Source organism: Piscinibacter sp. PDB1-1 (assembly GCF_056675995.1).
The window spans coordinates 307,984-322,949 of sequence record NZ_JBWVZJ010000001.1 but is presented as its reverse complement, the minus strand read 5'-3'; the positions used below and the strand labels follow the sequence as shown (position 1 = coordinate 322,949).

General features: G+C 63.7%; 12 protein-coding genes. 10 read left to right on the top strand and 2 right to left on the bottom strand.

Annotated elements, in window-relative coordinates; translation table 11 throughout:
* Positions 1–14 precede the first annotated feature (14 nt).
* Positions 15–1,301, top strand: coding sequence for a TIGR03862 family flavoprotein (locus AC1KAR_RS01440; protein WP_480313982.1), 1,287 nt, complete (start codon positions 15–17; stop codon positions 1,299–1,301).
* Between the two features lie 5 nt (positions 1,302–1,306).
* Here AC1KAR_RS01440 and AC1KAR_RS01435 read toward each other — a convergent pair whose 3' ends face one another.
* Complete coding sequence (locus AC1KAR_RS01435) at positions 1,307–2,209, bottom strand: alpha/beta hydrolase family protein (protein ID WP_480313980.1); 903 nt, start codon at positions 2,207–2,209, stop codon at positions 1,307–1,309.
* A 159-nt stretch (positions 2,210–2,368) separates the two neighbouring features.
* A complete protein-coding gene (locus AC1KAR_RS01430; protein WP_480313978.1) occupies positions 2,369–3,268 on the bottom strand; it encodes an alpha/beta hydrolase family protein in 900 nt (299 codons plus the stop codon).
* A gap of 362 nt (positions 3,269–3,630) precedes the next feature.
* On the opposite strand from AC1KAR_RS01430, the gene AC1KAR_RS01425 reads away from it, so the two are divergent.
* From AC1KAR_RS01425 to pheT, 9 genes are all read left to right on the top strand, one after another.
* Positions 3,631–5,967 (top strand): Tex family protein, encoded by a 2,337-nt coding sequence (locus AC1KAR_RS01425; RefSeq protein WP_480313976.1) that lies wholly within the window; start codon positions 3,631–3,633, stop codon positions 5,965–5,967.
* A 13-nt stretch (positions 5,968–5,980) separates the two neighbouring features.
* Positions 5,981–7,063 carry a patatin-like phospholipase family protein gene (locus tag AC1KAR_RS01420; protein ID WP_480313974.1) on the top strand — a complete coding sequence of 361 codons (1,083 nt, stop codon included), beginning with the start codon at positions 5,981–5,983 and terminating at the stop codon, positions 7,061–7,063.
* A gap of 75 nt (positions 7,064–7,138) precedes the next feature.
* Positions 7,139–7,909 (top strand): class I SAM-dependent methyltransferase, encoded by a 771-nt coding sequence (locus AC1KAR_RS01415; protein ID WP_480313972.1) that lies wholly within the window; start codon positions 7,139–7,141, stop codon positions 7,907–7,909.
* Between the two features lie 186 nt (positions 7,910–8,095).
* A complete protein-coding gene (thrS, locus tag AC1KAR_RS01410) occupies positions 8,096–10,015 on the top strand; it encodes a threonine--tRNA ligase (RefSeq protein ID WP_480313970.1) in 1,920 nt (639 codons plus the stop codon).
* 100 nt (positions 10,016–10,115) lie between these two features.
* Positions 10,116–10,634 (top strand): translation initiation factor IF-3, encoded by a 519-nt coding sequence (infC, locus tag AC1KAR_RS01405; RefSeq protein ID WP_480313968.1) that lies wholly within the window; start codon positions 10,116–10,118, stop codon positions 10,632–10,634.
* Positions 10,635–10,755: 121 nt separating this feature from the next.
* Complete coding sequence (gene rpmI, locus AC1KAR_RS01400; RefSeq protein ID WP_480313967.1) at positions 10,756–10,959, top strand: 50S ribosomal protein L35; 204 nt, start codon at positions 10,756–10,758, stop codon at positions 10,957–10,959.
* 22 nt (positions 10,960–10,981) lie between these two features.
* Positions 10,982–11,338: a 50S ribosomal protein L20 gene (gene rplT / locus AC1KAR_RS01395; RefSeq protein ID WP_028359507.1), complete on the top strand. Its 357-nt coding sequence runs from the start codon at positions 10,982–10,984 to the stop codon at positions 11,336–11,338.
* 137 nt (positions 11,339–11,475) lie between these two features.
* The gene (pheS, locus tag AC1KAR_RS01390) at positions 11,476–12,519 is read left to right on the top strand and encodes a phenylalanine--tRNA ligase subunit alpha (RefSeq protein WP_480313965.1); all 1,044 of its coding nucleotides are present in this window, start codon (positions 11,476–11,478) and stop codon (positions 12,517–12,519) included.
* A gap of 14 nt (positions 12,520–12,533) precedes the next feature.
* The gene (pheT, locus tag AC1KAR_RS01385) at positions 12,534–14,954 is read left to right on the top strand and encodes a phenylalanine--tRNA ligase subunit beta (RefSeq protein ID WP_480313963.1); all 2,421 of its coding nucleotides are present in this window, start codon (positions 12,534–12,536) and stop codon (positions 14,952–14,954) included.
* Positions 14,955–14,966 lie beyond the last annotated feature (12 nt).

Here is a 14,966-nt window from a genome sequence, read left to right as displayed (position 1 = left end):
GCGCCTCGCCCGCTTTGCCCGCGCTCGCTGCACCTCGTGTCGCCGTCATCGGCGGCGGCCCGGCCGGCCTCATGGCCGCCGAGGTGCTGGCCGAGGGCGGCGCGCAAGTCGATGTCTATGACGCCATGCCTTCGGTGGGCCGCAAGTTCCTGCTGGCGGGCAAAGGCGGGTTGAACCTTACCCACAGTGAGCCCTTCCAGGCCTTTGCGGCGCGCTATGGCAAGCGCCAAGCGAACGTCGAGCCCTGGTTGAACCAGTTCAGCCCGCAGGCCTTGCGCGATTGGGTGCATGGCCTGGGCATCGACACCTTCGTCGGCTCATCGGGTCGCGTGTTCCCGACCGACATGAAAGCTGCCCCGCTGTTGCGCGCGTGGCTGCAGCGGCTGCGCGCGAAAGGCGTGCGCTTTCACATGCGGCACCGCTGGGTGGGCTTTGGCGCAGCTGGCGAGCAGGCGCAGCTTCGGTTCGATTCGCCCGAGGGCGCATTGCACGTGCATGGTGATGCCGTACTCGTCGCCGTGGGTGGCGCGAGTTGGCCGCGCCTCGGTTCGGACGGTGCCTGGGTGCCTTGGCTTGCGAAGCGTGGTGTGTCGATCGCGGCCTTGCAGCCGTCGAACTGCGGGTTCGACATCGGCTGGACGGAGCACTTCCGTAGCCGGTATGCGGGGCATGCGCTCAAGTCGGTGGGTGTGTCATGCGGTAGCGACGATCGCAACGGCCCCGCATTCCACCAACTGGGTGAGTTCGTCGTGACCGAGTCGGGCGTGGAAGGCAGCCTGATCTATGCCGCCTCAGGACACTTGCGTGACGAGTTGCTTTCGCAGGGCCACGCCACCCTGGAACTCGATCTGCTCCCGGCGCGCAGCCACGAGTGGGTGCAGTCCGAACTGGCCCATCCGCGTGGCTCGCGTTCGCTGTCGACCCATCTGAAGACACGGCTTGGCCTGTACGGCGTGAAAGCGGGGTTGTTGCACGAGGTGGTTCCCCGCGACGTGATGGGCGACCCGACTCGGCTCGCGAGCTTCATCAAGGCCTTGCCGCTACGCCTTGTGGCGGCACGCCCGATCGCCGAAGCCATCAGTACGGCGGGCGGTGTGTCGTTCGACGCACTCGACGAGGGGTTGATGCTGAAAGTTGCACCGGGCGTGTTCTGCGCCGGCGAGATGATTGATTGGGAAGCCCCCACCGGGGGCTACCTGTTGACGGCCTGCCTCGCCTCAGGGCGCGCGGCGGGGGCTGGTGCCCTGGCCTGGCTGGCTGCACGGCGCGCGTCTCCCGACGCGGCGCGTGCATCGGCCTGAGCCGATCAGTACGGGCAGTTCTCGCGGTAGTCGGAGAAGGGGCCGAAGAGACCGCCGAGGTCAGACTGATGTTGTGCGCCGCACAGGAACGGGCTGTACCGCGTGTCGTTGTCCATGAATCGCTTGAACCACGAAATCATGTAGCGGCCGACGATAGGGTAATTGGACGACAGCTGCGGGAAGAAGTGTCCTTCCCCCCGAAGTTCGGCATACGCCTTGTCGGTGCTCGATGGAAGGCTCGTGTAGAACGGGATCGAATGCGATGACACGCCAGCGATCGTATCGGTCGAGCCACCGATGATCAGAGTCGGAACCCCGACCGTGCGCCAGCTCTTGGTGGTGTGCCACGGAGCGATGGGGACGGCTGCCTTGTACGACGGGTTGTCACGTGCCGCGGACAGCGTGCCGCCACCGCCCATCGAGTGCCCGGCGACGCCCAGGCGTGAACTGTCGACCTTGTTGTAGATCGGGCTGCTGGTCGAGCGGCTCAGAGCCACCACGCGATCGAGCGCGGCCTTGAGCTGGCGGCCACGGCTGTCAGGCTGGTCAGAGGTGGTGTTGGTGTCGATGGTGATCACCACGAAACCGTGAGACGCGAGGCGGGTGCCCATCCAGCTGATCGACGACTGGTAGGCCGTGAAACCCGGCGAGATGGCGATCGCGCCATAGCTGCCCGATGCGGTGGGGTAATAGATCGTGCCGCCGCCAAAGCCATTGGCGCTCAGGCGCGAGATGGTGGTGGTGCGAACGGTGAAGCTGCCCGTGCGCTCCAGGGCGGATGTCGTGGGGTCCGGGCCCTTCTGGTACTGGGCGCTCGCCAGCGACGACACCGCCATCGCGGCGACGACGAGGGAAGCCTGGGCGAAAGCCTTGACGCTGCGCATGGATGCATGCGTTGTGATTTTCATACTGTCTCCTGGGTCCACCGGGTTGAATGAAGGCGCCTTCGAGACGCTCGTGACCGGCCGTCAGGGTGGACGCTGACGTCCGGGGGATTTCGTGAGGGACAGGAAGTCAGACAAGCAAAGAAAAAGCGGCAGGGCTTGCGCCCTGCCGCTCAGACCCGATCAGTACGGGCAGTTGGTGCGCGAATCGGAGACGCGCAGGGTGTTGGCCACCTGGGTTTGGTGAGGGGCGCCGCACAGGTACGGGCTGTAGCGAGCGTCGTTGTCGACGAAGCGCTTGAACCACGAGATCATGTACTTGCCGACCAGGCCGTATTCGCCGCTGTCTTGCGGGAAGAAGTGGTCCTCGTTCTGCAGTTCGAGGTAGCCCTTGGGGGTGGAGCTCGGCAGGCTGTTGTAGAACGGGATCGAGTGGCTGGAAACGCCAGCGACCGTGTCGCCGTCAGCGCCGATGATCAGCGTGGGAACGCGAACTGACGAGAAGCTCTTGGTGGTGTGCCACGGAGCCAGCGGCACAGCTGCCTTCAGCTGCGGGTAGTCACGTGCGGCCGCCAGAGTGCCGCCGCCGCCCATCGAGTGACCGGCCACGGCCAGACGCGAGCTGTCGACCTTGCCGTACAGCACGTTGGTGCGGCCGGCGCTCAGGCTGACCACCTTGTCGAGCGCAGCCTTCAGTTGGCGGGCGCGGCTGTCAGGTTGGTCGGAAGTGGTGTTGGTGTCGATCGTGATGGCCACGAAGCCGTGCGACGCCAGGCGGCGACCGATCCAGCTGATAGATGACTGGTAGGCGGTGAAGCCAGGCGAGATGGCAACCACGCCGTAGGTGCCGGTGGCGCTCGGGTAATAGATGGTGCCGCCGCCGAAGCCGCTGGCGCTCAGGCGCGAGACGGTGGTGGTGCGCACGGTGAAGGAACCGTCGCGCTCCAGGCCGGCGACCGTGGGGTCCGGCCCTTTCTCGTACTGGGCTGCGGCATAGCTCGATGCCAGCAGTGATGCCACGACCAACGAAGCCTTGGCGAAGGCGGTGGCGCGATGCGCGAACTTCTGCGCTGTGATGTTCATGATGTCTCCTGTCTGTCTTTTGGTTTAGGTTGGTCGATCGCAATTTGTGACCGACCGTCCAATCATGAACGGCCGTGCAGTTTGGCGCGTATATCGGTTTCCCTGAGCCGGATATGAATGGTTTCGGTTCATACGCAATTCAGGCTCAATGTCGCGGAAAGAAGCCGAAATTGCATATGACTACTAACTGAGTCCGCGCCGCTGATTGCTGTGGAAAGTGTGCGGGTAACCGTGAGCCGATCAGGGTGTCGAGTGTTTTGCACGGGTGTCCGGCAGGCCGGACAGGGTGCTCGCCGAGGCCTGATTCGCATATGGCAAACTGCCCCGCTTTCCCTCTGCAGCCCTGCCACGGGCCCCTCGTTTTGAACAAGATTCTTCTGCAGTTGGCCGCCGAACTGAAGGTTCGCCCGGCGCAAGTGAACGCAGCCGTGGAGCTGCTGGACGGTGGCGCCACGGTGCCCTTCATTGCCCGCTATCGCAAGGAGGCCACCGACGGCCTCGACGACACGCAACTGCGCGACCTGGAAGCACGGCTCGGCTACCTGCGCGAGCTCGAAGACCGCCGCGCTGCCGTGCTCAAGAGCATCGATGAACAGGGCAAGCTCACGCCGGAGTTGCGCGCCCTGGTCGAATCCGCGCCCACCAAGCAAGACCTTGAGGACATCTACCTGCCCTACAAGCCGCGCCGCCGCACCAAGGGCATGATCGCCCGCGAAGCCGGCCTCGAACCCCTGGCCGACAAGCTCTTTGCCGACCCGACACTCTTGCCGCTGGACGAAGCCGCCGCGTTCATCAACGCCGACGGGGGATTTGCCGATGCGCTGGCCGTGCTCGACGGCGTGCGCGATCTGCTGAGCGAGCGCTGGGCCGAAGATGCCGCGTTGATCGGCAAGCTGCGTGAGTGGCTGTGGGACGAAGGTCTGTTTCGCTCCAAGCTGATGGACGGCAAGGACGAGAACAACCCCGACATCGCCAAGTTCCGCGACTACTTCGACTACGACGAGCCGATCAACCGCGTGCCTTCGCACCGCGCGCTCGCCGTGTTTCGCGGCCGCACGCAGGAGTTCCTGGATGCAAAGCTGGTGCTCGATGAAGAGCTGGTGCCGGGGCAACCGTCGAAGGCTGAGGGCCGCATCGCCATTCACCTCGGCTGGAGCCACGCCAAGCGTGCCGCCGATGACCTCATCCGCAAGACGATCGCCTGGACCTGGAAGGTCAAGCTCAGCCTGAGCCTGGAGCGCGATCTCTTCAGCCGTCTGCGTGAAGAGGCAGAGAAGGTCGCCATCAAGGTCTTCGCCGAAAACCTGCGCGACCTGCTGCTGGCCGCGCCCGCCGGCCCCCGCGTGGTGATGGGCCTGGACCCAGGCATTCGCACCGGTGTGAAGGTGGCCGTGGTCGACGCCACGGGCAAGGTGCTGGACACCCACACCGTCTACCCGCACGAGCCGCGCAACGACTGGGAAGGCTCCATCCACACGCTGGGCCGCCTGTGCGCAACGCACGGCGTGAACCTGATCGCCATCGGCAACGGCACCGCCAGCCGCGAGACCGACAAGCTGGCCTCCGACCTGATCAAGCGCATCCAGCAACTCGCACCCGGCACGCACATCGAGAAGGTGGTCGTGAGCGAGGCCGGCGCGTCGGTGTATTCGGCCAGCGAGTACGCCAGCAAGGAGTTGCCCGAACTCGACGTGAGCCTGCGCGGCGCCGTAAGCATCGCGCGCCGACTGCAAGACCCCCTGGCCGAACTCGTGAAGATCGACCCCAAGAGCATCGGCGTCGGCCAGTACCAGCATGACGTGAACCAGAGCGAGCTGGCTCGCAGCCTAGATGTTGTCATCGAAGACTGCGTGAACTCAGTGGGGGTGGACCTCAATACCGCTTCTGCGCCGCTGCTGTCGCGCGTGTCCGGGCTGAGCACGGCCGTGGCCAGCAGCATCGTGCGCTGGCGTGATGCCAATGGCGCCTTCCGCAGCCGCCAGCAGTTGCTCGATGTGAGCGGCCTCGGGGCCAAGACCTTCGAGCAGAGCGCTGGTTTCCTGCGCATCCGCGGTGGCGACAACCCGCTCGATCAAACCGGCGTGCACCCGGAGACCTACCCGGTTGTCGAGAAGATCCTCAAGTCCGTCGCCAAGCCGGCGGCCGAAGTGATGGGGCGCAGCGATGTCTTGCGTACGCTCAGGCCGGATGCCTTCGCCGACGACAAGTTCGGTGCGATCACGGTGAAGGACATCCTGGCCGAGCTCGAGAAGCCTGGGCGCGACCCGCGGCCGGACTTCAAGGTCGCCCGCTTCAACGACGGCGTGGAAGACATCAAGGACCTGCAACCCGGCATGACGCTCGAAGGCACGGTCAGCAACGTGGCGCAGTTTGGTGCGTTCGTCGACCTCGGCGTGCATCAGGACGGCCTCGTGCATGTGAGCCAGCTCAGCAACAAGTTCGTCAACGACGCTCGCGAGGTGGTCAAGACCGGCGACATCGTGAAGGTGAAGGTGCTGGAAGTGGACCTGGCTCGCAAGCGCATCTCGCTCACCATGAAGCTCGACGCCGCCGTGGCGCCGCGCGGTGAGCGCAGCGACAACAGCTATCGGCCGCCGGCGCGCGGCGAGCGCTCGAACGCTGGCTCGCGCGGAGTGAGCCAGCCGCAAGGTGCGTCGGCCATGGCTGCGGCGTTTGCCAAGCTCCAGACCAAGCGTTGACGCCGGCTTGACGATGAAGGCTCTGCAGATCTATGCCGGCCCACGCGCGCTGGCGACCTTGCGCGACAAGGGCCTGCAGCCGCACGACGTTCGCATCGTGCCCGGGGCGGCAGGCGGCCCGAAGGGCCTCGTGCTCAGCGCGCTTGACCAGCACCTCTTTGGGGGCTGGCTCCCGCAGAGCGATCAAACCGTTCACCTCGTCGGGGCGTCGATCGGTGCGTGGCGCATGGCGACCGCGTGTCTCCATGACCCCAGGCAGGCGTTCGCCCGAATGGCCGATGACTACATCCGCCAGGAATACGAGCACAAGCACGGCAGATCGCCCACGCCCACGCACGTGAGCGAAGTGTTCGGTGCAAAGCTCGCAGAGACCTTCGCGGGGCGCGAGAGCGAGTTGCTGACGCACCCACGCTTCAGGCTGCATGTGGTCACGAGCCGCGGGCGGCACATGCTCAAGCGCGAAGGGCGGCGCCTGTCGGGGCTGACGACCCCTTTGGGTTACCTGGGCGCGTTTGCCACCAACGCGATCAGCCGCCGCGCCATGGGGGCCTGGCTGGAGCGCGTGGTGTTCTCCGATCCGCGCGAGCCACTGCCGCTGCATCTGCAGGATTACCGCAGCCAGACGGTCCCGCTGGATGCGGGCAACCTGCAGCCCAGCATCCTGGCCAGCTGTTCGATTCCGTTCTGGCTCGACGCAGTGCATGACATACCTGGAGCGCCGCGGGGGGCCTACTGGGATGGCGGCATCACCGACTACCACCTGCATTTGAACTACGCGTCCATGAGCGACGGCTTGGTGCTGTACCCGCACTTCCAGCGCGCAGTCATCCCCGGGTGGCTCGACAAGGCCTTGAAGTACCGCCACCGGGCAAGTGCCCACCTCGACAACGTGGTGGTGCTGGCGCCGAGCGCGGAGTGGGTTGCCACGCTGCCCAACGGCAAGCTGCCGGATCGATCGGACTTCAAGCGCTACGACCGGGACATCCCGGCCCGCATCAAGGCGTGGTCACGCGCCGTATCCGAGAGCCAGCGTTTGGCTGACGAGTTCGACTCCCTGGTCGGTACGGGCAAGCCCATCGAGGCGCAAGCCCTCTGAAAGGTTGGGCTGCCCGTCGGCCGACGGCGCGCAAGTCTGAGCGACACTACCGCCTTTCGACCCCGCCCGACGCAGATGAAGCCCAGCCCAAACAACGACGGCAAGCCCGTGGTTCACCTTCCGCACAGCCCGTTGCCTGAGTACTACGCAAGTGGCGACATGGCCGCACGCGAGCGATTCCTGCGTTCGAACTTCGACGACACCGCCGTCGACTACAACCGCGTCGAGCGGATTCTTGGACTGGGTACCGGCTCGCGCTACCGTCGCATGGCCTTGCTACGCGCAGGCCTGAAGCCGGGCATGCAAGTCGTCGACGTGGGCATGGGAACGGGCCTGGTTTCGCAAGAGATCCTGAACGTGACGCACGAGCCGCAGAACCTCGTCGGCGTCGACCCGAGCCAGGGCATGATGGCCCAGGCGCGCCTGCCGGCGCAGGTGTCTTGCCGCATTGGCCGCGCTGAAGAGATCCCCGTGCCGGATGCATCGGTCGACTTCCTCGTCATGGGCTATGCGCTGCGCCACATCAGCGACTTTTCGGTCGCCTGCGCGGAGTTCCGCCGGGTGCTCAAGCCGGGTGGCCGCTTGCTGATCCTGGAGATCACCCGGCCGAAGGGCCGCATCGCCACCGCCGTCCTCAAGGCGTACATGCGTGGCCTGGCACCTTTCCTTGCGCGCTTTGTCTCGAAGGCGCCTGCCACGCCGATGCTCTGGCGCTACTACTGGGACACGATCGACACCTGCGTGGCTCCGCCAGAGGTGCTCGCCACGCTTGCCGCCGCCGGTTTGCATGAAGCCAATCGCTATGTCGAGGTCGGGATCTTCTCCGAGTACACGGCGCGCGGTTGAGGCCTCCTCTACAATTCGGGTTTCGTCAACGAACAAGAGCGAGAAGGGCACCATGGTTATGACACCGCGAACTACGACCAAGCAGGTACAGCTTTAGTCGGCCGCGGCTCCGTCACGTCTCTTTTCTCGTCATCTCTCGAAAGCGCGGCTTACCCCCGCGCTTTTCTGTTTTTGGAGTTCCAGATCATGATTTCCGTCCAACTGCCCGATGGGTCCAAGCGTCAGTTCGAAGGCCCGGTCACTGTGGCCGAGGTGGCTGCGTCGATCGGCACCGGCCTAGCCAAAGCTGCGCTGGCTGGCCGCGTGGGGCAGGGGGCCGATGCCCGCGTGGTGGACACCAGCTACCGCATCGACCAGGACATGGCGCTGGCCATCGTCACCGAGAAGGACGCCGATGGCCTGGAGGTCATCCGCCACTCGACGGCCCACTTGCTGGCGTATGCGGTGAAGGAGTTGTTTCCTGAAGCCCAGGTCACGATCGGTCCGGTGATCGAGAACGGCTTTTATTACGACTTCGCGTACAAGCGGCCGTTTACGCCCGAGGACCTCGTCGCCATCGAATCGAAGATGAGCGAACTGGCCAGGAAGGACGAACGCGTCGAGCGCCGCGTGCTGCCCCGCGACGAAGCGGTGAAGTATTTCAAGGGTCTGGGCGAGTTCTACAAGGCCGAGATCATCGCCAGCATTCCCGCCAACGAAGACGTCTCGCTCTACCGCGAAGGCAAGTTCGAGGACCTGTGCCGCGGCCCGCATGTGCCCAGTACCGGCAAGCTGAAGCACTTCAAGCTCATGAAGGTGGCAGGCGCGTACTGGCGTGGCGATCACCGCAATGAGATGCTGCAGCGCATCTACGGCACGGCCTGGGCCAGCAAGGAGGAGTTGGCGCAGTACCTGCACATGCTCGAAGAGGCAGAGAAGCGTGACCACCGCCGCCTCGGCCGGGAACTCGACCTGTTCCACATCGACGAACACTCGCCCGGCACCGTCTTCTGGCACCCCAAGGGCTGGGCCGTGTGGCAGGAGGTCGAGCAGTACATGCGTCGCGTCTACCGCGACAACGGCTACAAAGAGGTGAAAGGCCCGCAGATCCTCGACCAGTCGCTGTGGGAGAAGACCGGCCACTGGGGCAAGTACCGCGACAACATGTTCACCACCGAGTCGGAAAAGCGTGACTACGCGCTCAAGCCGATGAACTGCCCCGGGCACATCCTGATCTTCAAGCAGGGCATCAAGAGCTACCGCGACCTGCCCCTGCGGTTTGGCGAATTCGGCCAGTGCCATCGCAACGAGCCGACGGGTGGCTTGCACGGGATCATGCGCGTGCGCGGCTTCACCCAGGACGACGGCCACATCTTCTGCACCGAAGCGCAGATCTTCGAGGAATGCGCCGCGTTCACGGAGCTGCTGCAGCGGGTCTACAAGGACTTCGGGTTCACCGACATCATCTACAAGGTCGCCACGCGGCCAGAGGCCCGCATCGGTAGTGACGAAGCCTGGGACAAGGCCGAGCACGCCTTGATGGAAAGCCTGCGCCGCTCCGGTTGCGAGTTCGAGATTGCGGTCGGCGAGGGGGCTTTTTACGGGCCGAAGATCGAATACACGCTGAAAGACGCGCTCGGGCGCCAGTGGCAGTGCGGGACGATTCAGGTCGACCCCAACATGCCCGAACGCCTGGGCGCCGAGTATGTGGATGAATCCGGTGAGCGGAAAACGCCCCTTGTTCTGCACCGCGCCATCGTCGGCAGCCTGGAGCGATTCATCGGAATCCTCATCGAGCAGCATGCCGGCGCGCTACCGACATGGCTGGCGCCGGTTCAAGCGGTGGTCATGAATATCACCGACGACCAGGCCGATTACGCTCGTGAAGTAACGAAAACGCTGCAAAAACAAGGGCTTAGAGTTGAGAGCGATTTGCGCAACGAGAAAATTACCCGTAAAATCCGCGAGCATTCCATGCAAAAGGCCCCGTTTCTCCTCGTCGTTGGCGACAAGGAGAAGGCAAACGGGGCTGTTGCCGTGCGCGCTCGTGGCAACCAAGACCTCGGTGTCATGTCTCTCGCCGACTTCCAGTCGAAGATCGCGGGTGACATCGCCAATCGGGTCTGACAGCGGAGCCCGCGATTTGATGGTTTTTGGATTTCCTTGCCTTGGAATCCGTTGAAGGATTTGAGCTATCGCTACTTTTGCTGATCGCCGCGCGCCCAATGTGGAGCGCAAGCACCGACTGAATCGCGAGATCATGGCGCCGGAAGTTCGGCTCAACGGTGTCGACAACGAGCCGCTGGGCATCGTCCCTACGCAAGAAGCCTTGCGCATGGCCGGCGAACTGGACGTCGATCTCGTCGAGATCGCCGCGCAGGCTGATCCTCCTGTTTGCCGTTTGATGGACTACGGCAAGTTCAAGTACCAGGAGCAAAAGCGCGCTGCGGAAGCAAAGTCGAAGCAGAAGGTCATCGAAATCAAGGAAGTCAAATTCCGCCCGGGTACGGACGAAGGCGACTACCAGATCAAGATGCGCAATCTTCGGCGCTTCATCGGTGAAGACGGCGACAAGGGCAAGGTGACGTTGCGTTATCGCGGCCGCGAAATTACCCACCAGGAGATCGGCATGCGCCTCCTGGAGCGTATTCGTGATGAGTTGGCCGATGTGGCAGTGGTCGAGAACATGCCCAAGCTCGAAGGGCGCCAGATGATCATGGTGCTGGGCCCGAAAAAGCGTTCGTGATTTGATGTGAGTTTCGGTACCTTGGTTTGGTCGCCAAGGTTCCGCAAGAAGCCTCTGCAGGCTTACAAGACCGCAAGTTGGTTTGCGGGCGCCTGCAGGAGCAATTTAAAAGGAGCAGTTCATGCCCAAAATGAAGACCAAGAGCAGCGCCAAGAAGCGCTTTCGCGTGCGTCCGGGTGGCACTGTCAAACGCGGTCAAGCGTTCAAGCGCCACATCCTGACCAAGAAGTCGACGAAGAACAAGCGCCAGCTCCGCGGTGCTGTCTCCGTCCATGAGACCAACATGAGCGGTATGGCGCAAATGCTGCCGTTCGCTGGTCTTTGACCACTTCTAGAAGGGAAACGACATGCCTCGCGTCAAACGTGGTGTAACCGCACGTGCTCGTCACAAGAAAGTTCTCGCACTCGCCAAGGGTTACCGTGGCCGCCGCAAGAACGTATTTCGCATCGCCAAACAAGCGGTCATGCGCGCTGGGCAATACGCCTATCGCGATCGCCGTACGAAGAAGCGTGTGTTCCGTCAGCTCTGGATCGCCCGTATCAACGCGGCAAGCCGGGGCCTGGGCGTCACCTACAGCAAGTTCATGGCTGGCCTGAAGAAGGCAAACATCGACATCGACCGCAAGGTCCTTGCCGACATGGCTGTGAATGATCCTGCCGGGTTTGGCAGCATCGTTGAGAAGGTGAAGGCCCAGCTCGCTTGAATGCCGTGATCGTGCCGAGTGCAGTACTGCTCGGCACCACCGCAAGCCCTCGGCTGGTTTCTGCCAGCTGAGGCAAGCTCTCAAAGGCCGACCTCGTGTGCGGCCTTTTTTCATGTCCGAGACAGATCACTGAACCGATGAATGACCTCGATCAACTGGTGCAAGACGCGCAGTCTGAATTCGCGCAGGCTGCGGCACCTGCCGATCTGGAAAACGCCAAGGCAAGATATCTCGGCAAGGCCGGTCGGCTGACCGAGTTGCTCAAGGCCTTGGGCGCACTCCCTCCCGAAGAGAAGAAGTCTCGCGGCGCGCAGATCAATGTGGCCAAGCAGCAGGTCGAAGCGGCGCTGAATGCCCGCCGGCAATCGCTGGCTGATGCCGAGCTCGCGCAGCAATTGAAGGCCGAGGCCCTGGACGTGACCCTGCCGGGGCGCGGCCGTGGCACGGGGAGCGTGCACCCGATCTCGCTCACCATGGAGCGCATCGAGGCCATCTTTGGCTCCATGGGCTTCGATGTGGCCGATGGCCCCGAGATCGAGACCGACTGGTTCAGCTTCACTGCGCTGAACAACCCGGAGAACCACCCGGCCCGCTCGATGCAGGACACCTTCTACGTCGACATGAAGGACAGCGAGGGTCGTTGGCTCAATCTGCGCCCCCACACGTCACCGATGCAGATCCGTCACGCGCGCGCGCACGCCGCAAAGTATGCGGGCCAGGCGGAGATGCCCGAGATTCGCGTCATCGCGCCGGGCCGCACGTACCGCATCGACAGTGACGCCACCCATTCACCGATGTTCCATCAGTGCGAAGGCCTGTGGATCGGCGAGAACGTCAGTTTCAAGGACCTCAAGTCGGTCTTCACGGATTTCTTTCGCAGCTTCTTCGAGACCGACGATCTGCAGTTGCGCTTTCGTCCGTCGTTCTTCCCCTTCACCGAGCCGTCAGCCGAGGTGGATATCGCCTTCACGAGCGGCCCGCTCAAGGGCCGATGGCTCGAAGTCGCCGGCTCGGGTCAGGTGCATCCGAAGGTGGTGAGCAACTTCGGGCTCGACCCCGAGCGATACATCGGCTTCGCATTCGGCATGGGGCCGGACCGTCTGACGATGCTCCGCTATGGCGTGAATGACCTGCGCCTGTACTTCGAAGGTGACCTGCGCTTCTTGTCGCAGTTCAAGTAAGGCAGAGACACGAGATGCAATTTCCTGAGTCCTGGTTGCGAGAGTTCTGCAACCCCCCGATCACGACGGAGCAGCTGGCCGACACCCTGACGATGGCGGGCATGGAGGTCGAAGTGTTGCGGCCAGTGGCGCCGCCATTCACCCAGGTCGTTGTCGCCGAAGTGCTGGAGGTGAGCCGCCATCCGGATGCCGATCGCCTGAACGTTTGCCGCGTGAATGCTGGCGGTTCTTCGGTACTGAATATCGTGTGCGGCGCTCCGAACGTGCGCGCTGGAATCAAGGTGCCATGTGCCCTGGTGGGCGCACAGCTTCCTCCGGCTGAAGAAGGTGGCACACCGTTCAACATCAAACTTGGCAAGCTGCGTGGAGTAGAGAGCCAGGGCATGTTGTGCTCGGCTCGCGAGCTCAAGCTCTCGGAAGATCACGGCGGACTGCTGATCCTGGCCGACGACGCGCCCATTGGCGCCTCGATCCGCGAGCATCTGCGACTGGATGACACGCTGTTCACCCTGAAGCTCACGCCGAACCTGGGGCATTGCCTCAGTGTCTACGGGATCGCTCGTGAAGTGGCTGCCCTGACTGGTTCGCCGTTGGTGGAACCAAGTTTTCCTGCGGCACGTGTCGTGCACGCCGACAAGCTGCCGGTGAAGGTGCAGGCCCCCGATCTGTGCGGGCGCTTCTCTGGGCGCATCATTCGTGGCGTCAACACGCGGGCCGCCACGCCTGTCTGGATGGTCGATCGCCTGGCGCGTTGCGGCCAACGTTCGGTCACCGCGCTCGTGGACATCTCGAACTATGTGATGTTCGAGTTCGGCCGGCCGTCGCACATCTTCGACCTCGACAAGATCCATGGTGGCCTGAACGTGCGTTGGGCGCGCGCTGGCGAATCCCTGAAACTGCTGAACGGCACCACCATCGAACTCGACGCAAGCGTCGGTGTGATTGCCGATGACCAGGCCGTCGAGTCGCTGGCCGGCATCATGGGTGGTGACGCGACGTCGGTGTCAGACGACACGCGAAACGTGTACGTGGAGGCAGCCTTCTGGTGGCCCGAATCTGTCGCCGGACGGGCTCGTCGTTTCAACTTCAGCACCGATGCGAGCCACCGATTCGAGCGAGGCGTGGACCCTGCGCTGACCGTCGAGCACATCGAGCGCATCACCCAGCTCATCCTCGATATCTGCGGCGGCGAGGCTGCCGCCATGGACGACCAGCTCGTCAACCTGCCCGAGCGCAAACCGGTGAGCCTGCGCGTTGATCGTGCGGCCAAGGTGATCGGGATGCCCGTCACGCAAGAGCAATGCGCCGGTGTCCTGACTCGACTCGGTCTTCCCCTCTCGTCTGTACCGGGTGTGTTGACTGTGACGCCGCCGAGCTGGCGCTTTGATCTGCAGATCGAAGAAGACCTGATCGAAGAGGTCATTCGTGTGCTGGGCTACCAAACGCTGCCGCTGTCGCCGCCGCTGGCACCCATTACGGCGCGCGTGCGCCCCGAAGCGCAGCGCAGCCTGCACGCCGTTCGGCGTCAGATCGCTCAACTCGACTATCAAGAGACGATCAACTTCAGCTTTGTCGAGGAGCGCTGGGAGCGTGAACTCGCAGGCAACGAGAACCCGATTCGCGTGCTGAACCCGATCGCCAGCCCGCTGTCCGTCATGCGATCGAGTCTCCTCGGCAGCCTGGTGGCGGTGCTGCGCTTCAACCTCGCGCGCAAGGCCACTCGCGTGCGAGTTTTTGAAGTAGGGCGCGTGTTTTCTCGCAATGCAAATGCCGTCGACGGCAGCTTTGCCGTGGCGGGCATTGAACAACCGGTGCGCGTCGGCGGCCTGGCCTACGGAAGTGCAGACGAGACCCAGTGGGCAAGCAAGGAGCGCGCGGTCGACTTCTTTGACGTCAAGGGCGATATCGAAGCCATGCTCCGCCCGCGTGTCGCGCGGTTCACTCCGAGCGAGCACCCCGCCTTGCACCCGGGCCGATCTGCCACGATCGAAGTCGACGGCAAGCCGATCGGCGTGGTTGGCGAACTCCATCCGCGCTGGCGCCAGGCCTATGAGTTGCCCACGGCACCGATCGTGTTCGAGATGGACGCTGCGGCACTCCAGCAACGCGATGTGCCGGTGTTCGAAGCGATTCAGCGCCAGCAATCGGCCTGGCGCGATATCGCCGTCATCGCCGGCGAAGCCGTGACGCACGATGCGTTGATCGACGCGGTGAAGTCGGCCAACGCCAGCCTGATCCGGTCCGTGAAGCTCTTCGACGTCTACAAGCCTTCCGCGGGGGCATCGACCGACATGGCCGCGGGCGAGCGCAGCCTGGCGATCCGTCTGGAGGTGCTCGACGACACCGCCACCCTGACCGACGACCGCATCGAAGCGGTCAAGTCAGATGTCCTGAACGTTCTCCAGTCCAAGCTGGGGGTTCGCCTTCGTGGTTGACCTTGAAGTACC